This window comes from Pseudomonadota bacterium (assembly GCA_023229365.1).
In the GTDB taxonomy this organism is placed as follows: domain Bacteria; phylum Myxococcota_A; class Polyangia; order JAAYKL01; family JAAYKL01; genus JALNZK01.
In genome coordinates this window covers 75,758-97,869 of the sequence record JALNZK010000009.1, presented here as the reverse complement: position 1 = coordinate 97,869, position 22,112 = coordinate 75,758, and the positions used below count along the sequence as shown (strand labels likewise).

Below are 22,112 nucleotides of genomic sequence, written 5' to 3'. Positions count from 1 at the left end.
TAATAATTATCCCATGGGCGTGTTCGAGTTCGACGAGCGGAAGAGCGCCTCGAACAAGGCGAAGCACGGAATCGATTTCGTCGAGGCGCAGGCGATCTTCGAGGACGAGCGCAGGCTCGAGATCCCGGCGCGCACCGAGGACGAGCCGAGGTTCCTGGTCGTCGGCGTCGCCGGAGGGAAGCACTGGTCCGCGGTCGTCACGTACCGCGAGGGGAGGACGCGGATCATTTCGGTGCGGCGATCCCGCGCGGAGGAGGTCGGGTGGTATGAAGGCTAAGGAGTTCGACAAGCGGTTCGACGCGGGCGAAGACGTGAGCGCGAGCCTCGACCTCGCGAGGGCGCGGCGGCCCGGCGAGGATCAACGGCGCGTCAACGTCGACTTCCCGGAGTGGATGATCGACTCCCTCGATCGCGAGGCGCGTCGCCTCGGCGTCACGCGCCAGTCGGTCATCAAGATGTGGATCGCGGAGCGGCTCGAGCATCGCGTGGCATGAGGAAGCGGGGATTCGCGGCGCTCGGGGCCTTCTCGCTTGCGGCGATCGCGTTGGTTCTCGCGTGGTCGGCGTTTGCGGAGACTCTGCCTGCGGCCGACAGGAGCCCGCTCGAGCGGCTGGTCGCGGCGTACGGGGAGTCCATCGGCGCCGTGGAAGGCGCGGAGTGCGCGGCCACCGTCGTGATGGCCGACGGCACGCGGATTTCCTGGAACGACGGGCTCGAGAAGAGCTTCGAGGAGCGCCTCGCGAAGCCGGATCTCGAGGACATGTTCTACAGCCCGTATCCCAAAGGAGAGCTCGCCGCGCCTCCGGCCGAGAACGCCGATCCGGGGCGCGTGCGCGTCTTCGACTTCTTCGCGGCGGTGTACGGCGGATCGCCGAAGGCGGTGAAGGCGAACCTCGTCGCCGTGCCCTGGCTCCCGTCGCGGGGCGGGAAGAAGGTATGGTTCAACACGAAGAACGGCGCCGCCGACGCGCTCGCCCGGGTGAGCGCAGAGCTCGAGGCGCTGCCCGAGGAGATGATGCCGTACGTCGTCCGCCGCGGCGGCACGTTCAACTGGCGCAAGATCGCCGGGACCAACCGGCCGAGCGCGCACGGCTTCGGCATCGCCATCGACATCGCTACGAAACGCGCCGACTACTGGCGCTGGGCCAGGCGCGTAAACGGGCTGTTCGTCTACCGGAACCGCATCCCGCCGGAGATCGTCGCCGCCTTCGAACGCAACGGCTTCATCTGGGGCGGCAGGTGGTACCACTACGACACCATGCACTTCGAGTACCGCCCGGAGCTGCTGTAGGGCTTCTTTTCCCGATCCGGAACTGAAGGAGAGGCCGCCGCCGATGCTCTTCCGAGCGCTCGGCTCAGTCCGCGCGCGCTCCCCGGGTCGCGGGGGAGGCGGGGGGATCCACGTCGAGCATCGGCGGCTGCGGCTTGTCGGGCTGGATGCCGCCGATCGGCTGGACGGGATCCGGGGGAACCGGGACGTCCGGGCGGATGCCCGCGGGCGGGGGCGCCGGCTCGGCGAACGGCGGCTGCGGCTCGGGTGGGACCGAGGCGTCCGCCGCCACGTCGGACGGCCCGAGGAACGGCGCGCCGCCCTGCGCCTGCGGCTCCGAGGCCGGGGCGGAGCAGGCGCCGAGCGCTGTGCCCGCGGCGAGCGTGATCACCGAGCTCGCCACCGCCCGCATGAAGCCGCGTCGCCGGAGGTTCTCCTGCGACACGTCGAGCCTGTCGATCATCGCCTCGAGTTGCGCGCCCGGGAGGTGCCGGAGCACCGCGCGCTCGGAGGCGGTGAGCTCGATCCCCCGCGCCGAGAGCGCGGCCTCGCGTTCCCCGAGCAGCTCCGCCCGGAACCCCGGCTCGGCCGCCGCCGCGTACAGCGCCCGTTCGAGGCCGATGGGAACTCGCTGCCGCGCGCCGCGCCGCGTCTCGCTCGGTTGCCCGCCCACGATCGTGGTGCCCGCCGCGGCGTCGCCCTGAAGAACGCCCATTCCCATGTACGGTCGATCCTTCGTCTTGTCGCTCACGCTCGCTCTCCTCTCCCTACTCGATCGGGACCGTGCCCTGCTCCGGATCCTTGAGGAACTCGAACGCGTCCAGGATCACCTCGGAGTCGAAGACCCCGTCGCCGGTGTCGTGGATGTGGAAGGTGAGCGAGAACATCTCGCCGCCGTCGATCGGCCACGACGTCTGCAGCCACCCGGTCGACGAGCCGTACATGTCGCTGTCCTCCATGTCGCTCGCCGCGCACTCGAAGCCGGTGCCGCCGATGTCCGTGGTGCCTGGCCCGTCCGGGCAGCCGTCGTACCAGCAGCAGTCCGAGAGCGCCGAGTTGATCGCCACGTAGCAGTACTTCTCGCCCTCCTCGCAGCCGGGGTAGCCGGGCTCGCAGACGAAGTCCCAGTAGACGCCCGGCTCGCGGCAGCCGGTGAAGTTGATGAGGGTCAGCGCGCCGTCGTTCGTGCTGCCCGCCTCGAGGAAGACGTAGAGCTTGTCGTTGAACGTGCTCGAGATGTAGTCGTCGTACTCCTCGGAGAAGAACACGTACTTGAACCGGAACGCCTTGGCCTCCTCCGGGGCGACGAACGCGAGCCGCCACTCCATCCCGTCCCACGTGAGCGCGGTCTCGCTCTCCGCCCACGGATCGGCGATGCCGGCCGTGTACCCGCCCTGCGTCGAGTGCACCGTGCCGACCGCGTGCCCGGTGGCCATGAGGGCGTACGAGCCGTTCTTCTTGGGCGCGAGGTCGTTCGTCACCGTGCCGAACCTGTCGACCGCCTCGTACGCGTCCTCGACCGTGAAGTACTCGAGCGCGAGGAGCGACTCGAACTCGTTCTGCACGAGGTAGGCGTCGTCGCACATGTCGAACGCGCAGATCATGTTCTCGAGCGAGGGGCCGACGCCCGTGCAGGTCGAGCAGTCCATCTCGATCACGCCGGCGTCGCCGTCCGCGTCGGTGTCGGTGTCCGTGTCGGAATCGACGTCGGTGTCCGCGTCGGTGTCCGAGTCGGCGTCGGCGTCGGTGTCGGCGTCCGGCCCCGCGTCGCCCTGCTGGTGATCGTCGGTGTCGATCCCCTCGCACGCGGCGAAACCGAGCGCCAGGGCCGCAAACAGAATGGCCGTCGCTCTCATGTCGATCTCCTTCCCCGCGCGGATAGCGGGCGTCACTCGATGGGTACGGTACCCTGATCCGCGTCCTTCGTGAACTCGAAGGAATCGAGGATCACCTCGGAGTCGAAGATCCCGTCGCTCGTGTCGTGGATGTGGAACGTGAGCGAGAACATCTCGCCGGCCGTGATCGGCCAGGAGGTCTGCAGCCAGCCCGTCGACGAGCCCTTGTCCGAGCTGTCCATGTCGTAGCTCGGCGCGCACTCGAAGCCGGTCCCCGTGATGTCGGTGCCGACCTCGTCGCTCGTGCCGTCCGGGCAGCCGTCGTACCAGCAGCAGTCCGGGAGCGCCGAGTTGATCGCCACGTAGCAGTACTTCTCTCCCTCCTCGCACCCGGTCTGTCCCGGCGCGCAGATGAAGTCGTAGTAGGCGTCCGGTTCGCGGCACGCCGCGTAGTTGATGAGCGTCATCGCGCCGTCGTTCGTGCTGCCCGCCTCGAGGAGGACGTAGAACTTGTCGTTCACGGTGCTGCCGATGTAGTCGTCGTACTCCTCCGAGAAGAAGACGTACTTGAACCGGAACCCCTTGGCCGCCTCGGGCGCGACGAGGGCGAGGCGCCACTCCATGGCGTCGTGCGTGGGGTAGCCCTCGCTGGACCAAGGATCGCTCGCGCTCCCGGACGTGCAGTACCCGGAGTGCATCGTCCCGGTGGCGATCCCGCTCGCCATCAGGGCGTACGAGTCGTTCTTCTTGGGCTCGAGCCCGTTGCTCGTGGATCCGAACCAGCTCACGGCCTCGTACACGTCCTCGATGGCGCACCCGGAGAGCGGGATCAGGCTCTCGAACTCGTTTTGCACGACGACGTCGAGGTCGCAGATGTCGAACGCGCAGATCATGTTCGAGAGGGACGGTCCCACGGCCGGGCACTCGGTGCAGTCCATCTCGATCACGCCGCCGTCGCCGTCCGCGTCGGCGTCGGAGTCGGCGTCGGAATCGGCGTCGGCGTCGGAATCGGCGTCGGCGTCGGAGTCGGAGTCGGTGTCGGCGTCCGTGTCCGTATCCGTGTCGGAGTCCGCGTCCGAGCCGGGGTCCGCCTCCTTGATGCCCTCGCAGCCGAAGGCGAGCGCCGCCGCCAGCCCGAGCGCCCCGAACGAGAACAGGAACGGTAGTCTCGTGCTCATGTGACCTCCCTGGTCTACTCTATTGGCACGGTGCCCTGATCCGCGTCCTTGGTGAACTCGAACGAGTCGAGGATCACCTCGGAGTCCCAGACCTGGTCGCTCGTGTCGTGGATGTGGAACGTGAGCGAGAACATCTCGCCGCCCGTGATCGGCCAGGACGTCTGGAGCCAGCCCGTCGAGGAGCCGTAGTTGGAGCCGTCGGTTCCGACCGGGGACCCGCATTCGAAGCCGGTCCCGCCGATGTTCGTGCCCACGTCCGTGCTGTACCCGTCCGGGCAGCCGTTGTACCAGCAGCAGTCCGAGAGCGCGCTGTTGATGGCGATGTAGCAGTACTTCTCGCCCTCCTCGCAGCCCGAGTCCTCCGCGGCGCAGATGAAGTCGTAGTAGGCGTCCGGATCGCGGCAGCTCGTGAAGTTGATCACCTTGGCCGCGCCGCCGTCCGTGCTCGCGGCCTCCAGGACAACGTAGAACTTGTCGTTGACCGAGGTGCCGATGAAGTCGTCGTACTCCTCGGAGAAGAAGACGTACTTGAACCGGAACCCCTTGGCCGCCTCGGGCGCGACGAACGCGAGCCGCCACTCGAACGCATCGTAGGTCGGATATCCCTCGGTGGAGAAGGGATCCTCCGCGCTCGTCGAGTACGACGTGCAGCCGCCGGAGTGCATCGTCCCGGTGGCGATGCCGCTCGCCATGATCGCGTAGGAGTCGTTCTTCAGCGGCGCGAGATCGTTCGCCGTCGAGCCGAAGCGGTCGACCGCCTCGTACGTGTCCTCGAGGGTGCAGCCCTCGAGCGGGGTCAGGCTCGCGTACTCGTTCTGGACCACGACGTCCATGTCGCACATGTCGATGGCGCACAGCATGTTGCTCAACGTGGAGCCCACGGCCGGGCACTCGGTGCAGTCCATCTCGATGACGCCGCCGTCGCCGTCCGCGTCGGAGTCGGAGTCGGTGTCGGTGTCCGAGTCGGAGTCCGTGTCCGAGTCGGAGTCCGTGTCCGTGTCGGAGTCGGAATCCGCGTCGGGGCCCGTGTCGGCCTCGCGGACTCCCTCGCAGCCGAAGGCGGCCAGCGCCGAAGCGGCGATCGCGGCGGTGACGGTGACAGCCCGAAGGTGCGCGTTCATGGTAAAGGCTCGCCGTACCCCGTCTTGCGATAGCTGACCATCCCGAGGACGATCCCACCTCCGACGAGGAGGTGCGCGATGCGCGTGACGGTCGACCAGTTCCGGAAAGAGGCGATGAAGCGGAAGCGCGGGGTGCGGCGCGGGGCGAGCGAGTACCCGGCCGCGCTGCGGGAGTTCGCTGTGGCGTTCGTCCGCAAAGCCGTCGACGGCGGTGGGTCGAAGGCGGCGGCGGCGCGCGCGCTCGACGTTTCCGAGGTGACGCTCGCGAAGTGGCTCGGCGACGGTGAGGTCGAATTGGAGCCCGCGTTCCGCGAGATCGTCGTGGAGCCCGAGACAGCGACGCCGAGATCGCTCGTCCTCGTGACGCCGACCGGGATGCGCGTGGAGGGGCTCGACGTGGAGGCCGCGGCCGCGCTGCTCGTCAGGCTGCGATGATCGGCTGGACGCGGGCGGTGCGCGTGTTCGCCTTCGCCTCGCGGGTGGACATGCGCAAGTCGTACGAGGGGCTGCACGCCATCGTGCGCAACACGCTCGGGCAGGAGGTGACGCGGGGCGATCTGTTCCTCTTCGTCAATCGAAGGCGCAACCGGGCGAAGGTGTTGTTCTACGACGGGACGGGCCTTTGCATCCTGATGAAGCGGCTGGAGCGCGGGCAGTTCGCGGCGCCGTGGGAGGGCACGGAGGGGCCGACGCTGGCGCTCGCGCCGAGCGAATTGGGGCTGTTTCTCGACGGGAGCCGGGTCGTCGGAAAAATTCCGCTCGTCCCGCCGCGGATCGAGGTTGATTGTCCGAGATCGCCACTTGCGCCGCGCTGATGGATGATCACTTTTCTCACATGCTGAGCATCGAGCGCATCGACGACGTGAAGACGGCGAAGCAGGTGGCGCTCCTGCTGCAGGGAGAAAACGATCGTCTGCACAAGCGCAACCGCGAGCTCGTGGCGCGCATCGCCAAGCTGGAGGGACTCGACGAGGCGAAGCAGCTCGAGCTGGAGGTGATGCGCCTGCAGGAGCAGATGGACGCGCTGCGACGGCGGCTGTTCGCGGCGTCGTCGGAGAAACGCCCGGGGGACAAGGGCGACGAGGACAAGGAGAAAAAGGCGCCGCGGACCGGGCACGGACCCAAGGAGCAGCCGGAGCTGCCCATCGTGGAGCAGACGCACGAGCTCCCTGCCGACGAGATGACGTGCTCGTCGTGCGGCGGGACGCTCGCGGAGTGGGAGGGGCAGTTCGAGGAGTCGGAGGAGGTGACGGTCGTCGAGAGGCGGTTCATGCTCCGCAAGCACCTGCGCAAGAAGTACCGCTGCACGTGCGGGGCGTGCGTGAAGACCGCGCCGGCGCCGGAGCGCCCGATCCCGGGCGGGCGGTACTCGACGGAGTTCGCGGTGGAGGTGGCGGCGCAGAAGTATCTCGACCATCTGCCGCTGGAGCGCCAGGCGCGGATCATGAAGCGCGAGGGGCTCGCGGTGGACTCGCAGACGCTGTGGGACCAAGTGTGGGCGCTCGCGCGGCTGTACGAGCCGACGTACGAGCGGATCCGCGAGCACGTGCTCGCGCAGGAGGTGGCGCACGGCGACGAGACGCCGTGGTATCTCTTGAAGAAGGGCGGCCGCGAGAGATGGCATGCGTGGGCCGCGGCGTGCCACGACGCTGTCTACTTCCACATCGACAGGCGGCGGAGCGCGGACGCGGCGGAAGAGCTGTGGTCGGGGTACGCGGGGTGGCTCGTGGTGGACGGGTACCAAACGTACCTGTCGCTCGCGAAGCGCAAGCCGCCGGGCGCGCTCAAGCTCTCGTATTGCTGGGCGCACGCGCGGCGGAAGTACATGGAGGCCGAGCCGCACTACCCGGCGGAGTGCAAGGTCGCGCTGGATCTGATCCGCGAGCTGTACCTGGTGGAGCGCGAGGCGCCGGACCCGATGCCGCTCGCGGGCGAGGAGCGGACGCAGGCGCTCGAATTGCGGGCGCGGCTGCGGACCGAGCGGTCGGCGGTCATCGTCGAGCAAATCCGGGAGTGGGCGGCGGCGCAGCGTGCGCTGCCGGAGAGCTCGCTCTTCAAGGCGATCCGGTACATGACCGACCACTGGCACGGGCTGACGCGATTCCTTCACGATCCGCGGCTACCTCTCGACAACAATCTGGTGGAACGCGAGATCCGCAGCCTGGCCGTGGGCCGTAAGAACTTCTACGGCAGCAAGTCCGAGCGTGGGCTCAAGGCCGCCGCGATCCTCTACACGCTGATCGGCACCGCGAAGCTGCAGGGCGCCGAGCCGAAGGCGTACCTCCTGGAGCTGGCCCGCGCGGCCTTGCGCGACCCGGCGACGGCGTTGCTCCCGAACGAGATCGGCTGATAACGATCAACCGGCGACGAGATCGCGCCCTGGTGTGACCACGGGGTACGGCGAGGCTTTACGCTCCTTCCACGTCGACTACTGCGGCGGGCTGAGCCCCTGCATCATGGCGAGGCGGCCCTCGTACCCGCTCGTCGCAGGCTCGTTCCGCGAGGGCTGGGACGGACCTTTGCTGGAGACCATCTCCCAGCCCGCGTCCCCCGAGGCGCGGTGCGGCACCTGCCGTCTGCTCCCCCTGTGCCCGACGTGCGCCGGGTGGGGGATGTGGGAGCACGGCGACCCAGAGGCTGTGGAAGGATATTTGTGCGAGGTGGCGTCCTGCCGGGATGATAGTATTGTCATGCGACGGCTCGAGCTCGAGCGGAGACTTGCGGGTACGGAACATGGATGACACGAAGAAGACCAAGCGAAAGGCCTACCGCAAGCCCGCCGTCGAGCGCGTGAAGCTGGCGCCCGAGGAGACCGTCCTCGGCGCCTGCAAGAACCCTGGTTGGGGCGGTTGTCCGATCCCTCCCAGCCCCGGTGCGAGAAAACCGGGATCCTAGGCCGATGGCTCGGCCCGAAAGCACGCGCGCCGGGATCGTCATTGCGGACGGCGCCTCCGCGTTGCTCGACATCGCCGGGATTCGGATGAAGATCTCCTGCGATCGCCCGCTGGCGGCCGTGGGCCTCGATCCCGCCTACGGGAGGTTCGTCTCGTCCGGTCAGCCGCGTCTCAGCGTCGAGTGCTCGTACGTCGACGGCCCGCTCGAGTCACCGGCGGACGCGCGCCGCCTGTTCGACTCCCAGGGCCTGTGGACCCTCCACGAAGCGGGAGGCGACCTCGTGTTCGTGCTCGAGGATCTCGACGGCGGAGGCGGCCCGTATCGGATCGCCCGTTTCGACAGGGGCTTCGTCCGAGGGGAGATCACGAGCCGCGCCTGCGGTCGGGCGAGGGTCCGCGGCCCGCTGCTGCCGGATCCGTTCGAGTACCCGCTGGGCGAGGCCGTGACGATGTCCCTGCTCGGCCTCGGCCACGGGCTGATGGTCCACTCCTGCGGCCTCTCGATCGACGGCGACGGGGTGCTCCTCGTGGGTCACTCCGGGGCCGGCAAGTCCACGATCGCGAGGCTCGCCGCCGGCGCGGCGATCGTGCTGAACGACGACCGGATCATCGTGACGATGGAGGACGGCCGGCCGCGCATGTACGGCACTCCCTGGCACGGGGATCATCCCGGCGTGGATCCGCGCGGGGCGGCGATCCGGGCGATCTTCTTCATCGAGCACGCACGAGCGGGCTCCGTGACCCCGATCCGCGGGGCGGCGGCGGCGGCCGAGCTGATCGCGCGCAGCTTTCCCCCGGTGTGGAGCGCTGGCGGGATGGGCTTCTCGCTGGGGCTGGCCGCGGAGCTCGTGGCCGCTGCCCCCTGCTTCCGGATGGGCTTCACGCCCGACCGCGGCGTCCTGGAGTTGATGCGATGCGCCGTTTGAGGGCGCCCATCGGCGACATCCGCGCGCTCTCCCGCGAGGTGACGGAGCGGGGAGGGAGCATGCGCTTCGAGTGCAGGCTGTGGGGCACGAGCATGTCGCCGGGCATCCGCCCGGGAGACGTGCTGGTCGTGGAGACGGCGAGCCTCGAGGCGCTGAACGTCGGCGACGTGATCGTCTACCTCGGCGACGGCGGGCGGGAGGTGGCCCACCGCCTGATCCGACGCGAGGGCGGCGGCGGGACGCCCCGGATGATAGCGAGGGCGGACGTCCCCGGCGCGCGGGAGGAGGTCGTCACTCCGGGGGATCTGATCGGGCGCGTCGTGTCGGTCCGGCGCCTGGACCCTTTGCGCAGGGCCGTCGACCGCGCGGTCGCCGCGGTGCGCAACCGGCTGTCGCGGAGGCGGTGGTCGAGCGGCAGGACCGAGACCGGCTCGTGATCCGCGCCGGGCGCGCTAGCGGAGGTAGGCCTCGAACAGCGCGGCGAGCCCCTCGAGCGGCTCGTCGAGCTGCATCGGCAGGAGCTGCGCGAAGACGTCGAGGAGCACGACCGCGTTGAGCGGCGAGTCCTTCTCGCACGCGGCGCGCAGCCGCTCCGTCAGGTGGCGGTTCACGACGTTCAGCTCGCCGTAGATGGCGACGAGCCCGCCGAGCCCGTCGTCCGCGGCGAGCCCGCGGGAGCGGCGCAGGTGTTGCGCGAGCCGGAACATGGAGGTCGCGCGGTAGAGCGTCTCTTCCGGGCCGGAGAGCGGCGCGTGGAACCGCGCCATGGGTCGGAAGAACGCCGTGTGCGGGCAGCCGCTCGCGGGGATGAGCATGCCGATGAGCGATCGCAGCGCGTCCTGGGCGGGGACGGCGGCGGTCGTCGTGCGCCCCTCGATCGTCGCCGCGACCTCGACCGGCGTGTGCGAGACGAGCGCGCGCGTCGCCTCGACGACGTCGACGAGCCCCGCGGCGAGCGGGCAGAGCGCCGCGGCGTCCGTCGGGAGCGGGCAGTTCGCGCACTTCTCGAGCTCGAGCCGGGTCCAGGCGGGCCAGGCGCCCCGCTCCTTTCGCACGAGCGCGAACGCGTCGTCGAACTCGAACGCGAACTCGAGCCTCTCCCCGCCCTGCGGCGTGATCGCGTAGCGCACGGTGTGCATGGGGTCCCCCTTCGTGGCTTCGAGCCTATCATAGTAGAACAAGGAACAAGGACAAGGTGGACAAGGTGTCGTAACCTTCCAATTTCCAATTTCCGACGGTATGCTCCGCTCATGCCCAGACCACCCCGAGACGATTTCGCCGGCGCTCGTCACCACGTCATGAGCCGCGGCGCGAGGCGCCAGCCCGTGTTCCGCGACCCGAGGCACTGCGAGCTGTTTCTCGCGCTGCTCGGCGACCTGCCGCGTCGCTTCGCTGTGCGGATACACGGCTACGCGCTGATGCCGAACCACTTCCACCTGATGCTCGAGTCCGACGAAGGGCGCCTGAGCCGGGCGATGTCGTTTCTCCTCGCGCGCTACACGGTGGAATCGAACCGTCTCCACGACTGGGACGGTCCCGTGTTCCGCGGCCGCTTCCACAGCCGTCCGGTGTATGCGGACCAGCACTGGATGCACTTGCTCGCCTACGTGCACCTCAACCCCGTGCGCAGCCGGCTGGAGATGCGGCTCGGCCAGTACCGCTGGACGAGCCACCGGTTCTACGCCGGAACCGGGTCGCCACCCGCCTGGCTCACGACCGCCGAGCTGCTCGAGATGCTCGAGCCGTTCGGGGGCTACGCGGCTTACCTCAAGGGTGTTCGCGCGCGACGCGAGGAGGAGCCCGAGGGCTTCGATGCGGTGGTGTTCGCCGGGCGGCGCAAGGCCGACGCCGCGACGCCCGCGCCGAAACCGAGGCGGGCGCCGACGCCCGTTCCGGCCGAGGTCGTGTTGCGACGGGTCGCGGCCGTGGCCGGGTGTCCGGTGGCACAGCTCAAGGTGGTTGCGCGCGGGAGGAACGGGAACCCGGCCCGCACCGCGGCGGCCCACGCGCTGGTGCAAGACGCGAGGCTTTCGCACGGCGAGATCGCGGCGCTACTGCACATGTCGCCGACCGACGTGAGCCGCGCGCTGCTCAAGGTCCGCAACCGCACGCCTGGGCAAGAACAGCTCTGCCGGATCGTGGAGGAGCTGGAGGAGCGGGGGAGCTGATGGCCGCAGCAAGTGATCGAAAATTGGAAATTGGAAGGTTACGACACCTTCTTTCTTTCATCCTCGCGACGTTGCTCGCGTCCTGCTCGGGCTGCGGTGGCGACGGCGGGAACAAGGACACGGACACCGGCACGGACACGGGGCTCGACACGGACACGAGCTGGGATGGTGGCCCGCTGACCGACTGCGATGGAACAACGCCCCATACCGGGATGGTGTGCGTCAAGGGCGGGAAGTACCTGATGGGCTGCATGCCGTACGACCTCCAGTGCAAGCAGAACGAGACGCCGATGGTGGAGGTGGCGCTGTCGCCGTTCTGGATCGACGAGAAGGAGGCGACGCTCGAGGAGATCATCCCGTACCTGAACTGGCTGCTCACTCAGGAAGAGTACGTTTGGGACGGGTATATCTACCGGGTGGAGGGGCACGTGCCGATGTGGGTCGGGGGAGACGGCGGCGGTTCTTCGCCGATCGGCCTCGACGGGGAAACCGGCGATCTCGTGTACTACCCCGGCGAGGAAAACTGTGGCGCTCGTCCTATCGAGGCGGCGACTGGCGGATTGGGCTGGGAAGCCGCGAAGCTGTACTGCGAATATCGCGGGAAGCGTTTGCCCACGGAGGCGGAGTGGGAGGCAGCCGCGCGGGGGCAGACGAAGTGGATCTACCCCTGTGCGTGGGAGCACAAGGACTGCTGGTACGGTAGGTACGATTGCTGCGACCCCGAGCCGAGTTGTCCAGGCGTGTGTCAGGACCCGTGCTGCATCCCGTTTGCGCCATCGCAGACGGGATCGTGCGAAAGCCCCAACGGTGTTGTGAACATGTACGGCAACGCCGTAGAATGGGTGCTGGATCACAAGGACGCGGACCACTCCTGGTGTGCGGACGGCTGCACGGATCCTCCGCCGAGGATTGGTGATGGACCTTTGCTCAAAGGTGGCGGAATCAGCACAGAAGCGAGGACGACGCGCATTTCCGATCGCATGGGCACACTCGGTAGTCCCTGCTCTTCCTGTGGCGTCCGCTGCGTTTCCTCCCCGGTCGACTTCGTCCTCTCCGACGGCGGGGTCGTGTGGGGGGAGTGAGCTTCGAGGGGCGAAGGTGTCGTAACCTTCCAATTTCCAATTTCCAATTTCCGCCGCGCCTCGCACCGCTGCGCGCCCCGTTTGGCCCAGCGCCGAGTTTCGCGGTGTTGATCGCGCCCTCCCGTCAAGGGTCGGTCCTGCTCACTTGTCACTTGGGTTGGAAAGAACGCGCTATAAGGGGTCATGAGAACGTGCGCCTTTGTGCTGGCGTTCCTCCTGACGGGGTGCGACGCGCTGACGACGTTCCACGGACGAGTGCGGTCGGCGGTGGATTGCGGAGGTGCGGCAGCCGGGCCGGTGCGCGGAGCGTCGATCGTCGTCGAGTGCTCGCGAGGCGAGCCGAGTGGCACCGTAACGGATGGCCAGGGCGAGTTCTGGGTCAAGCGCCTGAGCGTGTCGTCCGGAGAGTGCGTGGTGCGAGCCGAGGCTGCAGGCTATCGACGCGCGACCGTTCGCCCGGAGAGCACTTGCGACGCGTGCACCGTTGAGGTTCCTATGACTCTCGAGTGCGCGGCCGAGCCGGCGCCGCCCCTCGGTCCCTGAGCGCCCCGCCCCATCCCCCTCTCGCCTCCCACGGGTTTTCGTGATAGTGATCGCGCCCTCCCGTCAAGGTCCGGCGCAGATGCCCGGAGTGGAAACCCATGTTCGAAACGCTGCAGAAGGGCTTTCGCAAGGCGCGCCAGCGGATGGCGGGCGTGGCCGAGATCGACGAGAAGGTCGTCGACGAGGCGCTGCGCGACATCCGCCTCTCGCTCCTCGAGGCCGACGTCGACCTCAAGCTGACCAAGGACTTCCTCGGCCGCGTGCGCGAGAAGGCGCTCGGCGAGATCGTCAAGACCACGGCGACCGTCAAGGGCAGGAAGCTCCAGATCTCGCCGACCGACGCGTTCGTCAAGATCTGCCAGGACGAGCTCGTCGCGATGATGGGGCCGGTCGACACCGAGATCGCGCTCGCGCCCAAGGGCACGCCGACCGGCATCATGATGGTCGGCCTGAACGGCGTGGGCAAGACCACGACGACCGGCAAGCTCGCCCGCTTCCTCGAGAAGAAGGGGATGAAGCCGCTCCTGTGCGCCGCCGACGTCTACAGGCCCGCGGCCATCGAGCAGCTCCAGGTGCTCGCGGGCCGGCTCAACCTGCCGATCCACGCGGACTTCGAGAGCAAGGACCCGGTCGCGATCTGCGAGGCCGCCATGCGCGAGGCGCGGCGCCTGCGCCGGGACGTCGTGCTGTTCGACACCGCCGGGCGCCAGACCGTCGACGAGGCGCTCATGCAGGAGCTGTTCGACATCAAGAAGACGGTCAAGCCGAAGAACATCTTCCTCGTGGCCGACGCGATGATCGGGCAGGACGCGGTCAAGACCGCGGGCGAGTTCCACAAGCGGCTCGACCTCTCGGGCGTCATCCTGACCAAGCTCGACGGCGACGCCCGCGGCGGCGCGGCGATCTCCATCAAGGAGACCACGGGCGCGCCCATCAAGTTCCTCGGCATCGGCGAGGGGCTCGACAAGCTCGAGGAGTTTCGGCCCGAGGGGCTCGCGTCGCGGATCCTCGGCATGGGCGACGTCGTCGGGCTCGTCAAGGACTTCGAGGAGGTCGTGGACGCCGACAAGGCCGAGCGCGACGCGCGGCGGATGCTCCGCGGCAACTTCACGATGATCGACTTCCTCGATCAGATGCAGGCGATCAAGAAGATGGGATCGTTCGGCGATCTGCTCGACAAGCTGCCGTTCTTCCCGGACGGCCTGCCGGACGGGATGAAGGTCGACGATCGCGAGATCGTGAAGATCGAGTCGATCATCCACTCGATGACACGCGGCGAGCGGATTGACGTCGGGCTGTTCGACAAGCAGCCCGGCCGGATCGAGCGCGTGGCCAAGGGCTCGGGCCGCGAGGCGAAGGACATCCGCAGCCTGATCGACCGCTTCAAGTCCGTGCGCGACATGATGGGCGCGATCGGGCAGCAGGCGGGTCTCCTGTCGAAGATCCCGGGCATGAAGCAGCTCGCGATGGCGCGCAAGCTGAAGGGCGCGATGGCCCAGGGCGGGATGCCCGGGCTCCCGGGGATGCCGGGGATGCCGGGGATGCCGGGCGGGCTGACCCAGGAGATGCTGCAGGCGGCCGTGGCCGACGCGCCGCCGCTCGGCAAGCGCCGGGCGCAATCGGCGGGCTCGAAGGCGAAGGCCAAGGCGAAGCGCAAGCAGGTGAAGAAGGCTCGGAAGAAGAGCCGCCGTTGAAGGAGGGGATGCCATGAGGGAGACGATGGCCCGCTCGGCGGGCGTGTGGATCGCCGCGGCCCTGGTCGCGACTTTGACCGCGTGCATCGAGAAGAGCTCGTACGTCACACCCGACGAGAGCGACAAGGTCGCGAAGATGATCCTCGGCAAGGCGCCCGAGAAGATCGAGCACCGCTTGGACGTCGAGCTCGAGGGGAAGATCGCGCTGCTCGGCTACGACCTCGAGCCGGAGTCGGTCGCGCCAGGCGGGACGCTCACCGTGACGTGGTACTGGCAGTGCAAGGAGGCGCCGGGGCCGGGGTACCGGCTGTTCACCCACGTCGTCGACGGCGACGGCGTCTCGCGCGTCAACCGCGACGGTGTCGGCGCGATCCGCAAGCACTACCAGCCCGAGCACTGGAAGGCCGGTGTCGTCGTGCGCGACACGCAGAAGATCTCGATCCCGAAGTCGTGGGACTCGAAGGTCGCGGATCTGCGCGTCGGCGTGTGGGGACGGAACGGGCGGCTCAAGGTGACGGTGGGCGCGGCCGATTCGGAGAACCGGATCAAGGCCGTCCGCGTCCCGATCGAGGAGGCGATCGCCGTCCCGCCGGTCACGATCCCGCGCGCGCCGCAGCCGCCGGCGATCGACGGCGCGTTCGAGGACGAGGCCTCGTGGAGCGGCGCGGTCAGGCTGGACGCCTTCGCCGACACGCTGACCGGCGAGAAGGCCCCGCGGCGGACCGACGTGCGCCTCATGTGGGATGACGCCGCGCTGTACGTCGCCGTGAAGGCCGAGGACGACTTCCTGCAGAGCAAGTACGAGAAGAACGACGACGAGCTCTGGCACGAGGACGCTTTCGAGATCTTCCTGGATCCGCGCGGCGACAAGAAGGACTACTACGAGATCCAGGTCAGCCCGGCCGGGCTCGTGTTCGACTCCTACCTGCCGCGCTACCGCAAGAACGACAACGCGTGGTCGTGCGGCGCGAAGGTCGCGGCGAAGCTCGACGGGACGCTGAACGACGGCGAGGGCGGCGACAAGGGCTGGACCGCGGAGCTGGCGATCCCCTGGAAGTCTCTCGAGAAGGGCGGCGGCGTCCCGCCCGGATCCGCCGAGGGGCTCAAGATCAACCTCTTCCGCGTCGACGTCGTAGGCGACAAGACCGAGTACTCGGCGTGGTCGCCGCCGCTCCGCGGGGACTTCCACGCGCTCGACAGGTTCCGCGCGGTCGCGCTCGCGAAGGCTCCGAAGCCCGCCCGCGCAGCGGACGCCGGGGTCGCTCGGTGAGAGCTCTTCTGGCGGCGGCCTTCGCCTGCGCGCTCGCGGCGGCGGTCCGCCCGGCGGCCGCCGAGGATCCCGCGATCCCGACCGACGCGCAGAAGGAGGAGGCCAAGCGCCACTTCCTCGACGGCCGGGCGCACTACGCGTCCAGGGAGTTCGCGGAAGCGGCCGAGCACTTCATCGAGGCGTACGAGCTCACCCAAGCGCCGGAGCTCCTCTACAACCTCGCGCGTTGCTACGAGCGCCTCGGCGAGGAGGAGCGCGCCGCGGAGCAGTACGAGATGTACCTGCGGATGAGCCCGGACGCCGAGGATCGCGTCGAGGTCGAGCAGCGGATCGCGGAGCTCGTCGGCGGGCCCGAGCGGAAGCCCGCGGAGGGGGGCGAGGTCCGGGAAGCCGCGCCCGCGGCGCCGGAGGAGGAGGGCAGGGAGATCCGGCTCCGCGTCGCGTCGGGCGTCGACTTCCCGATCACGGGCGAGTGGAGCCGCAAGTCGGTCCCTCTCGACGTCGCGCTCCTGTTCGGGATGAGCGACTGGCTGCAGCTCGGCTTCGGCCTCGCGTTCGTCGGGTTCGTCGGCGACGAGCCGGCGGGCGAGACCGGCTTCCCGACCGGCGAGTTCGCGTTGCAGGGCGAGCTCGCGGTGCGGGCGACGATCAAGGGCAGGTTCGCGTTCGCGGCCCGCATCGACGTCGCGCCCACGTGGATCTTCCGCGACCACCGCGACTCCGTCTTCTGGCTCGCCGGGCGCGGCGGGGTGGGGCTGCACATCGACCTCTGGAAGTCGTTCGGCGTCGTGATCGAGGGCGTCGCCGCGGTGGGGCCGGTGTTCAACCGGGACGCCGAGATCTGGGACGACTGGCCCAAGGTCTCCCTCGCCGTCGACGCGGGTCCGAGGATCGGGATCACGTATGTGTTCTGACGCGTCGACCCGCGCGTTCGTCGGCCTCGGCGCCAACCTCGGCGATCGCCGGGCCACGATCGAGGCCGCGCTCTCGCGCCTCGCCGCCCAACCCGGGATCTCGCTCGTCCGGCGCACCGCGCTTGTCGAGACGCCGCCGTGGGGAGTCGAGGATCAGCCGCCGTTCCTGAACGCCGTGGCCGAGCTGCGCACGACCTTGGAACCCTTGGCGCTCCTGGAATCGCTTCAGCGCCTGGAGCGGGAGCTGGGGCGGAGGCCGACTCGAAGGTGGGGACCGCGCGAGATCGACCTCGACATCCTCCTCTTCGGCGACCGCGTGGTCGACGCGCCGACGCTGGTGGTGCCGCACCCGCACCTCACCGACCGGCCGTTCGTGCTGTCGCAGCTCCTCGCGCTCGATCCGAGCCTCGTCCACCCGCGATCCGGGCAACGATTGTCCTCTTTTCAATCGAAAACCGAATTGCTGGCCAGGTAGAGATTCTCGACGATAACAACGGTGTAACTGTTTGATTTTGCTGATCGGAGTTCTTCAAGGTTGAAATTTCAGTTACAAATTTATTGTAACTACCAAAAAAATGACCTGATGATAAGATAGCAGGTTGAATCATTGTCAAGTCGTGTTATACAAATCCGACGCGGACCGAATCGGGCGTGCAGCCCGGTCGCCCCAGGTGCAGGGGAGGAAGGTGCGCGTCGAGGGAGAACCATGAATACGCCGAATGAAAACACGATGGAACCCGTCGACCAGATCGAGGAGCTCGCGCAGGAGCTGATGAGGCGCCTCGACCTCTTGAGCGGCAGCAAGGTTCAAGAGGACATCTCCTACGGCCAGTACAAGGTGCTCTCCGTGATCCACAACCACGGCCCGATCTCGGTCGGGAATCTCGGGAGGCTCGTCGGCTCGGCCCAGAGCACGACCTCCGAGATGGTGGCGCGGCTCACGAAGTCGGGCCTCGTCACGAAGGTGCGCGGCCCCTACGACGGGCGCGTCGTCATGGTCGAGCTCACGGATCAGGGGCGCCAGCTCCTCCGGCGGCGCCGCAAGCGCGTTCGCGAGGGGTATCAGACGCTGTTCAACCGGTTGTCGGTCGGCGAGCGCGACACGTTCATGAACGCCGTCAAGCAGCTCGACGAGATCCTCCGCAAGGCCACCGACTAGCGGTTCGCCGCCGGGCCCGACTCCCGAGGAGACGATCCCGTGCGCCGCAGGGCGCGTCCCAGCCAGCTGCGCGCGAGCCACAGGTAGAGCCGCGGCGCGAGCCAGTAGAGGGTCCACAGCGGACGCGCGGGTCCGGCGCGCACGACGAGGGTGCGGCGCTTGCGGACGGCGCGGACGATGTCCCGCGCCACTCTTTCCGGAGGCATGGCGCCCCGGGTGATGAGGTCGATGACCTTCTCGCGGGCGTTGCCGGGGAGCGTCATCGGTTTCGCGGTGTACAGGGCAGTGCGCACGGCGCCCGGGCACACCGCGGTCACTGTCACACCGCGGTGCGCGAGCTCCATGCCCATCGACCCGGACATGCCGACCAGCGCGTGCTTGGTCGCGGTGTACGGCGCGACGAACGGGAACGGGACGAGGCCGGCGAGCGACGCGACGTTCACGACGTGGCCGGTCCCCCTCTCCAACATGTCGGGGACGAACGCGAGGATCGTGTGCACCGCCCCGAAGACGTTGACGTCGAAGACCCTCCGCCACTCGCCGAGCTCGATCTCCTCCGCCGGCCCGGTGGCGAGGATCCCGGCGCAGTTGACGAGGATCCCGATCCGCTCGCCGCCGTCGCGCAGCGCGTCGGCCAACGCCGAGACCGCGGACGGGTCCGCGACGTCGACCGCGTGGCTCGTCGCGGTGCCGCCGGCCTCGGTGATCTCGCCGGCGACCGCCTCGGCGCGCGCCCGATCGACGTCCACCGCGTGGACCCGCACCCCTTCCCGGGCGAAAGCGAGCGCCGTCTCCCTCCCGATCCCGGCTCCGGCGCCCGTGATGAGCGCGGCGAGTCCCCTGAGCGCCAGCATGGGGACCGTGTTATCATCGGCGCCGGTTTTTCGTAAGCTCCCTTTCCCGGAGGTGGCATGATCGATCCCACGGCGCCGTCGCACCCCGACACGATCGCGTCCGACCCGCCGCCTCGCGGGTTCGCCTCCCGCGCCGGGAAGCGCGCCGTGCTGCGCGCCGTGCTGATCGTCGGCGGCGCGCTCGTCGCGATCCAGATCGTCCTGCCGCTCGTCTCGATGGTCGCGATGCTGCGCACCGTGTTCGACGGGTTCGGCCAGACGGTCCGCGTGGATCCCGAGCGCGGCGCGCTCTGGCGCGGCTCGCTGTGGCTCGTGGAGACGACGGAGACGCTCTCGCTCGGGAGAAGCTCGCTCGACGCGCCGCCCGAGGTCCGTTCGCGCCTCCTCGAGTGGTCGCCGAAGGCGAAAGGCGAGCCCGAGCTCGCGCCGCTCCACGACGTGGACGACGCCCGGCTCGTCGCCGCCGGCGACGCCCTGTGGGCGATCGGCCGGACCCGCTTCGTCAAGATGACCCGCGCCGGCATCGAGCAGAAGGCGATCGCGACGGAGCTCGAGACCCGCTTCTCCGCGCTATACTCCGACCGCGGCGGTCCGGCGGCGATCGGCACGATGGGCGATGCGGTGCTCGACGTCTACTCTCTGGGCGAGGACGGTGCGTGGAGGCCCGCGAGCGAAGGAGGGGCCGCGTCGGTCGTCGGCGCGTGGACCAACTCGGACGTCGTGGGCAAGGTCGTCGTCCTGCCGCCGCCGGATGGGGACCCGGGCGGGAGCTTGGTCGTCGGCCTGTGCCCGGACGGGATCGCGGTCGAGCGGCTCGCGGGGTTCGCCGCGATCCCGTGCGCGGACTGGACGCCCGTCGGCGCACGCGGCGCGGCGATCACGGCCTGGACCGCGGCCCGCGTGGCAGGGAGGGTCGCGGTGTTCACCGCGCAAGTGGACGGGCTCGACTTCCTGGTCGAGGGGTTCGCCGCGGACGATCGAGGCGCCTGGTCGCGCTTCTTCGAGACGCGCGCCGGCATGGTGTCGTCGCTCGCGGCGTTCGACCTCGGCGACGGGCGGCGGTTCCTGCTCGCGATCGAGGGGATGCCGGGCTCGGTCACGGTCCACGAGATCGCGGGCGCCGAGATCGCGGGCACGACGAAGCTGACGACGAGCGCCGAGGCCGAAAAGATGCGGAAGGTGAACGCCCTCTCCTGGGGGTCGAACCTCGCCGCGGTGCTGACACCGTTCGCGTTGCTCCTCGCCCTGGCGGGCCTCCTGCGCCGGCACAGGATCGCCGAGTACGCGTTCGGGGGCCGCGCGGCGAGCTTCGCGCCCCTCTGGCGCCGCTGCCTCGCCGGCGGGATCGACGTGCTCCTCGCGTACGGCCCGCTCACCGCGGTGCTCGTCGGCGCGTTCGTGCTGAGCGACATGCAGGAGGAGGGGGCGGTCGGGATGCTCCGCTGGATGGGCTGGATCGGGCTCGCGAGCCTGTGGTCGGTCCTGTGGCTGTTCGCGCTCGCCTACACCGAGGGGCGCTTCGGCTCGAGCCCGGGCAAGCGGCTCACGGGCCTGCGGGTCCTCGGCGTCGATCTCGCCCCGTGCGGCTTCGGGCGCGCGCTCCTGCGCAACGTCATCGAGCTCGTCGACGCGGTCTTCGGGTACGCGGTCGGGATCGCCCTCGTGGCGCTCACGCCGAACCAGCAGCGGCTCGGCGACCTCGCGGCCCGGACGATCGTCGTTTTTTCGCCGCGAGGACGGGATTGAAACTTGTCTTTTGACCTCGGGCATGGAAGGGATTATAGGAAGCAAACACGCAAACACAGGTAAGCGAGGCCAGCGGGATGAAGAACTTCGTCAAGACGCGGGAGATGGAGTTGGGGCCGGTCCGCGTGCCCGTGATGATCCAGAAGAACGTCGCCAACGAGCTCGCGACGTTCCTGCGCGAGCACGACCATGGCCAGGCCAAGTACGACGCGGCCATGGAGCGCATCATCCAGCTGGGCATCGAGGCCGCCAAGCGCGAGCGCGCCTACTGACGGCGCGATCTTCCCCCCGGAGAACACCAGCATGACGCGGCCGAGCGAGAGGGCCATGGGAATGCCTCCTTTCCTCGTGATGGAGGTGCTCGAGCGGGCCGCTGCGCTCCAGCGCGAGGGGCGATCGATCATCCACATGGAGGTCGGTGAGCCGGACTTCGACACGCCCGAGCCGATCCGCGACGCGGGCGTCCGGGCGATGGCCGAGGGGCACACGCACTACACGCACTCGCAGGGGCACCTGCAGCTGCGCGAGGCGATCGCGGCGTGGATGGATCGGCGGTACGGGGTCGAGGTGTCGCCCGCGCGGATCGTCGTCACGATGGGGACGTCGGGCGCGATGCTCCTCACCTGCGGCGCGCTCCTCGATCCCGGCGATCGCGTGCTGATGACCGACCCGTGCTACGCGTGCTACCCGAACTTCGTCCGCGCGTTCCACGGCGAGTCGGTGCGGCTCCGGGTGCGTGAGGCGGACGGCTTCCAGTACGACGCCGGCGAGGTGCGGCGCCACCTGGGCGGGAAGACCAAGGCGCTCCTCCTCAACTCGCCGGCGAACCCCACCGGCATCGTGACCTCGGAGGAGCGGCTGCGCGAGCTCGCGGACGCGACGCGCGGCGAGATCCAGGTGATCTCCGACGAGATCTACCACGGCCTGACCTACGGCGACCCCGCGCACTCGATCCTCGAGTTCGATCCCGACGCCGTCGTCGTGAGCGGGTTCTCCAAGCTCTTCGCCATGACCGGGTGGCGGCTCGGCTACGCGATCCTGCCGGAGGTCCTCGTTCGCCCGGTGCAGAAGCTGCAGCAGAACCTGTTCATCTCCGCCCCCGACTTCGCGCAGTTCGCGGCGATCGCGGCGCTCGAGAAGGCGGACGCGGACGTCGAGCGCATGCGGCGGTGTTACGACGAGCGGCGCACGCTCGTGCTCGCGCGGCTCAAGGGGATGGGGCTCGACGTGCTCGTGGAGCCGACCGGCGCGTTCTACGTCTTCTTCAACGTGGCGCGGTACACGGACGACGTGCTCGCGTTCGCGTTCGAGATCCTCGAGACCGCCGGCGTCGCGCTCACGCCGGGCGTGGACTTCGGCCCGGGCGGCGAGGGGTTCCTCCGGCTCTCCTACGCGAACTCGCTGGGAAACCTCTCCGAGGGGCTCGACCGCCTCGAGCGGTTTCTCGCCGGGCGGTAG

Annotated in this window: 27 protein-coding genes; 21 read left to right on the top strand and 6 right to left on the bottom strand. The window is 69.1% G+C overall.

The genetic code is table 11. From position 1 onward, the window contains the following. Positions 1-13: 13 nt before the first annotated feature. The 3 genes from M0R80_07460 to M0R80_07450 are packed head-to-tail and all read left to right on the top strand — an operon-like array spanning position 14 to position 1,291. Complete coding sequence (locus tag M0R80_07460; GenBank protein ID MCK9459458.1) at positions 14-277, top strand: BrnT family toxin; 264 nt, start codon at positions 14-16, stop codon at positions 275-277. Then, positions 267-494: a CopG family transcriptional regulator gene (locus tag M0R80_07455; protein MCK9459457.1), complete on the top strand. Its 228-nt coding sequence runs from the start codon at positions 267-269 to the stop codon at positions 492-494. Before M0R80_07460 ends, M0R80_07455 begins: the two co-directional genes overlap by 11 nt. Further along, positions 491-1,291, top strand: a complete 801-nt coding sequence (locus M0R80_07450) for a M15 family metallopeptidase (protein MCK9459456.1) — start codon at positions 491-493, stop codon at positions 1,289-1,291. Before M0R80_07455 ends, M0R80_07450 begins: the two co-directional genes overlap by 4 nt. Positions 1,292-1,355: 64 nt before the next feature. Here the strand turns inward: M0R80_07450 and M0R80_07445 are convergent, their stop codons facing one another. From M0R80_07445 to M0R80_07430, 4 genes are read right to left on the bottom strand one after another with little or no spacing between them, the layout of a single operon-like run. Beyond that, positions 1,356-2,021: a hypothetical protein gene (locus M0R80_07445; GenBank protein ID MCK9459455.1), complete on the bottom strand. Its 666-nt coding sequence runs from the start codon at positions 2,019-2,021 to the stop codon at positions 1,356-1,358. A gap of 16 nt (positions 2,022-2,037) precedes the next feature. Next, positions 2,038-3,126, bottom strand: coding sequence for a choice-of-anchor L domain-containing protein (locus tag M0R80_07440; protein ID MCK9459454.1), 1,089 nt, complete (start codon positions 3,124-3,126; stop codon positions 2,038-2,040). Between the two features lie 32 nt (positions 3,127-3,158). Beyond that, a complete protein-coding gene (locus tag M0R80_07435; protein MCK9459453.1) occupies positions 3,159-4,283 on the bottom strand; it encodes a choice-of-anchor L domain-containing protein in 1,125 nt (374 codons plus the stop codon). Positions 4,284-4,297: 14 nt separating this feature from the next. Next, positions 4,298-5,404: a choice-of-anchor L domain-containing protein gene (locus M0R80_07430; protein MCK9459452.1), complete on the bottom strand. Its 1,107-nt coding sequence runs from the start codon at positions 5,402-5,404 to the stop codon at positions 4,298-4,300. Positions 5,405-5,482: 78 nt separating this feature from the next. Between M0R80_07430 and M0R80_07425 the strand changes: the two genes are divergently transcribed. Genes M0R80_07425 through M0R80_07395 form a run of 7 tightly spaced genes read left to right on the top strand, consistent with a single transcriptional unit; the run spans position 5,483 to position 9,661 of the window. Next, positions 5,483-5,839: a hypothetical protein gene (locus tag M0R80_07425; protein MCK9459451.1), complete on the top strand. Its 357-nt coding sequence runs from the start codon at positions 5,483-5,485 to the stop codon at positions 5,837-5,839. Further along, complete coding sequence (tnpB, locus tag M0R80_07420; protein MCK9459450.1) at positions 5,836-6,219, top strand: IS66 family insertion sequence element accessory protein TnpB; 384 nt, start codon at positions 5,836-5,838, stop codon at positions 6,217-6,219. Before M0R80_07425 ends, tnpB begins: the two co-directional genes overlap by 4 nt. A gap of 20 nt (positions 6,220-6,239) precedes the next feature. Further along, the gene (locus tag M0R80_07415) at positions 6,240-7,754 is read left to right on the top strand and encodes an IS66 family transposase (protein MCK9459449.1); all 1,515 of its coding nucleotides are present in this window, start codon (positions 6,240-6,242) and stop codon (positions 7,752-7,754) included. Positions 7,755-7,788: 34 nt separating this feature from the next. Beyond that, on the top strand, positions 7,789-8,145 hold the full coding sequence (locus M0R80_07410) for a hypothetical protein (GenBank protein MCK9459448.1): 357 nt from the start codon (positions 7,789-7,791) through the stop codon (positions 8,143-8,145). Further along, positions 8,138-8,299, top strand: coding sequence for a hypothetical protein (locus M0R80_07405; protein MCK9459447.1), 162 nt, complete (start codon positions 8,138-8,140; stop codon positions 8,297-8,299). Before M0R80_07410 ends, M0R80_07405 begins: the two co-directional genes overlap by 8 nt. A 4-nt stretch (positions 8,300-8,303) precedes the next feature. Beyond that, positions 8,304-9,224, top strand: a complete 921-nt coding sequence (locus M0R80_07400) for a hypothetical protein (GenBank protein ID MCK9459446.1) — start codon at positions 8,304-8,306, stop codon at positions 9,222-9,224. Beyond that, complete coding sequence (locus M0R80_07395; protein MCK9459445.1) at positions 9,212-9,661, top strand: S24/S26 family peptidase; 450 nt, start codon at positions 9,212-9,214, stop codon at positions 9,659-9,661. The genes M0R80_07400 and M0R80_07395 overlap by 13 nt, the downstream gene beginning before the upstream one ends. 15 nt (positions 9,662-9,676) lie before the next feature. On the opposite strand, the gene M0R80_07390 is transcribed toward M0R80_07395, so the two are convergent. Beyond that, complete coding sequence (locus M0R80_07390; protein MCK9459444.1) at positions 9,677-10,363, bottom strand: hypothetical protein; 687 nt, start codon at positions 10,361-10,363, stop codon at positions 9,677-9,679. 111 nt (positions 10,364-10,474) lie between these two features. Between M0R80_07390 and M0R80_07385 the strand changes: the two genes are divergently transcribed. From M0R80_07385 to M0R80_07350, 8 genes are all read left to right on the top strand, one after another. Next, positions 10,475-11,392, top strand: coding sequence for a transposase (locus tag M0R80_07385; protein MCK9459443.1), 918 nt, complete (start codon positions 10,475-10,477; stop codon positions 11,390-11,392). Then, positions 11,392-12,474, top strand: a complete 1,083-nt coding sequence (locus M0R80_07380) for an SUMF1/EgtB/PvdO family nonheme iron enzyme (protein ID MCK9459442.1) — start codon at positions 11,392-11,394, stop codon at positions 12,472-12,474. The genes M0R80_07385 and M0R80_07380 overlap by 1 nt, the downstream gene beginning before the upstream one ends. Before the next feature lie 183 nt (positions 12,475-12,657). Further along, on the top strand, positions 12,658-13,017 hold the full coding sequence (locus tag M0R80_07375; GenBank protein MCK9459441.1) for a carboxypeptidase-like regulatory domain-containing protein: 360 nt from the start codon (positions 12,658-12,660) through the stop codon (positions 13,015-13,017). 98 nt (positions 13,018-13,115) lie between these two features. Next, the gene (locus tag M0R80_07370; GenBank protein MCK9459440.1) at positions 13,116-14,711 is read left to right on the top strand and encodes a signal recognition particle protein Srp54; all 1,596 of its coding nucleotides are present in this window, start codon (positions 13,116-13,118) and stop codon (positions 14,709-14,711) included. A 13-nt stretch (positions 14,712-14,724) separates the two neighbouring features. Continuing rightward, positions 14,725-15,981 carry a carbohydrate-binding family 9-like protein gene (locus M0R80_07365; protein MCK9459439.1) on the top strand — a complete coding sequence of 419 codons (1,257 nt, stop codon included), beginning with the start codon at positions 14,725-14,727 and terminating at the stop codon, positions 15,979-15,981. After that, complete coding sequence (locus M0R80_07360; protein ID MCK9459438.1) at positions 15,978-16,895, top strand: tetratricopeptide repeat protein; 918 nt, start codon at positions 15,978-15,980, stop codon at positions 16,893-16,895. Before M0R80_07365 ends, M0R80_07360 begins: the two co-directional genes overlap by 4 nt. Further along, the gene (folK, locus tag M0R80_07355) at positions 16,885-17,370 is read left to right on the top strand and encodes a 2-amino-4-hydroxy-6-hydroxymethyldihydropteridine diphosphokinase (GenBank protein ID MCK9459437.1); all 486 of its coding nucleotides are present in this window, start codon (positions 16,885-16,887) and stop codon (positions 17,368-17,370) included. Before M0R80_07360 ends, folK begins: the two co-directional genes overlap by 11 nt. Positions 17,371-17,601: 231 nt before the next feature. Next, on the top strand, positions 17,602-18,054 hold the full coding sequence (locus M0R80_07350) for a MarR family transcriptional regulator (GenBank protein ID MCK9459436.1): 453 nt from the start codon (positions 17,602-17,604) through the stop codon (positions 18,052-18,054). Here M0R80_07350 and M0R80_07345 read toward each other — a convergent pair. Further along, positions 18,051-18,908: an SDR family NAD(P)-dependent oxidoreductase gene (locus M0R80_07345; GenBank protein ID MCK9459435.1), complete on the bottom strand. Its 858-nt coding sequence runs from the start codon at positions 18,906-18,908 to the stop codon at positions 18,051-18,053. The two genes, M0R80_07350 and M0R80_07345, sit on opposite strands and share 4 nt — an antisense overlap. Positions 18,909-18,965: 57 nt before the next feature. Between M0R80_07345 and M0R80_07340 the strand changes: the two genes are divergently transcribed. The 3 genes from M0R80_07340 to M0R80_07330 all read left to right on the top strand — a co-directional run bounded on the left by M0R80_07340 (position 18,966) and on the right by M0R80_07330 (position 22,112). After that, positions 18,966-20,654, top strand: a complete 1,689-nt coding sequence (locus tag M0R80_07340; GenBank protein MCK9459434.1) for an RDD family protein — start codon at positions 18,966-18,968, stop codon at positions 20,652-20,654. A gap of 77 nt (positions 20,655-20,731) precedes the next feature. After that, entirely contained in the window at positions 20,732-20,926 is a 195-nt protein-coding gene (locus M0R80_07335; protein ID MCK9459433.1) for a hypothetical protein, read from the top strand. Positions 20,927-20,957: 31 nt separating this feature from the next. Then, the gene (locus M0R80_07330) at positions 20,958-22,112 is read left to right on the top strand and encodes a pyridoxal phosphate-dependent aminotransferase (GenBank protein ID MCK9459432.1); all 1,155 of its coding nucleotides are present in this window, start codon (positions 20,958-20,960) and stop codon (positions 22,110-22,112) included.

Excerpts from the sequence above, each read along its gene's own strand:
- M0R80_07460 (MCK9459458.1), top strand. The coding sequence starts at position 14 with ATGGGCGTGTTCGAGTTCGACGAGCGGAAGAGCGCCTCGAACAAGGCG.
- M0R80_07455 (MCK9459457.1), top strand. The coding sequence starts at position 267 with ATGAAGGCTAAGGAGTTCGACAAGCGGTTCGACGCGGGCGAAGACGTG.
- M0R80_07450 (MCK9459456.1), top strand. The coding sequence starts at position 491 with ATGAGGAAGCGGGGATTCGCGGCGCTCGGGGCCTTCTCGCTTGCGGCG.
- M0R80_07440 (MCK9459454.1), bottom strand. The coding sequence starts at position 3,126 with ATGAGAGCGACGGCCATTCTGTTTGCGGCCCTGGCGCTCGGTTTCGCC.
- M0R80_07435 (MCK9459453.1), bottom strand. The coding sequence starts at position 4,283 with ATGAGCACGAGACTACCGTTCCTGTTCTCGTTCGGGGCGCTCGGGCTG.
- M0R80_07430 (MCK9459452.1), bottom strand. The coding sequence starts at position 5,404 with ATGAACGCGCACCTTCGGGCTGTCACCGTCACCGCCGCGATCGCCGCT.
- M0R80_07425 (MCK9459451.1), top strand. The coding sequence starts at position 5,483 with ATGCGCGTGACGGTCGACCAGTTCCGGAAAGAGGCGATGAAGCGGAAG.
- tnpB (MCK9459450.1), top strand. The coding sequence starts at position 5,836 with ATGATCGGCTGGACGCGGGCGGTGCGCGTGTTCGCCTTCGCCTCGCGG.
- M0R80_07415 (MCK9459449.1), top strand. The coding sequence starts at position 6,240 with ATGCTGAGCATCGAGCGCATCGACGACGTGAAGACGGCGAAGCAGGTG.
- M0R80_07405 (MCK9459447.1), top strand. The coding sequence starts at position 8,138 with ATGGATGACACGAAGAAGACCAAGCGAAAGGCCTACCGCAAGCCCGCC.
- M0R80_07400 (MCK9459446.1), top strand. The coding sequence starts at position 8,304 with ATGGCTCGGCCCGAAAGCACGCGCGCCGGGATCGTCATTGCGGACGGC.
- M0R80_07395 (MCK9459445.1), top strand. The coding sequence starts at position 9,212 with ATGCGCCGTTTGAGGGCGCCCATCGGCGACATCCGCGCGCTCTCCCGC.
- M0R80_07390 (MCK9459444.1), bottom strand. The coding sequence starts at position 10,363 with ATGCACACCGTGCGCTACGCGATCACGCCGCAGGGCGGGGAGAGGCTC.
- M0R80_07385 (MCK9459443.1), top strand. The coding sequence starts at position 10,475 with ATGCCCAGACCACCCCGAGACGATTTCGCCGGCGCTCGTCACCACGTC.
- M0R80_07380 (MCK9459442.1), top strand. The coding sequence starts at position 11,392 with ATGGCCGCAGCAAGTGATCGAAAATTGGAAATTGGAAGGTTACGACAC.
- M0R80_07375 (MCK9459441.1), top strand. The coding sequence starts at position 12,658 with ATGAGAACGTGCGCCTTTGTGCTGGCGTTCCTCCTGACGGGGTGCGAC.
- M0R80_07370 (MCK9459440.1), top strand. The coding sequence starts at position 13,116 with ATGTTCGAAACGCTGCAGAAGGGCTTTCGCAAGGCGCGCCAGCGGATG.
- M0R80_07365 (MCK9459439.1), top strand. The coding sequence starts at position 14,725 with ATGAGGGAGACGATGGCCCGCTCGGCGGGCGTGTGGATCGCCGCGGCC.
- folK (MCK9459437.1), top strand. The coding sequence starts at position 16,885 with ATGTGTTCTGACGCGTCGACCCGCGCGTTCGTCGGCCTCGGCGCCAAC.
- M0R80_07350 (MCK9459436.1), top strand. The coding sequence starts at position 17,602 with ATGAATACGCCGAATGAAAACACGATGGAACCCGTCGACCAGATCGAG.
- M0R80_07345 (MCK9459435.1), bottom strand. The coding sequence starts at position 18,908 with ATGCTGGCGCTCAGGGGACTCGCCGCGCTCATCACGGGCGCCGGAGCC.
- M0R80_07340 (MCK9459434.1), top strand. The coding sequence starts at position 18,966 with ATGATCGATCCCACGGCGCCGTCGCACCCCGACACGATCGCGTCCGAC.
- M0R80_07335 (MCK9459433.1), top strand. The coding sequence starts at position 20,732 with ATGAAGAACTTCGTCAAGACGCGGGAGATGGAGTTGGGGCCGGTCCGC.
- M0R80_07330 (MCK9459432.1), top strand. The coding sequence starts at position 20,958 with ATGACGCGGCCGAGCGAGAGGGCCATGGGAATGCCTCCTTTCCTCGTG.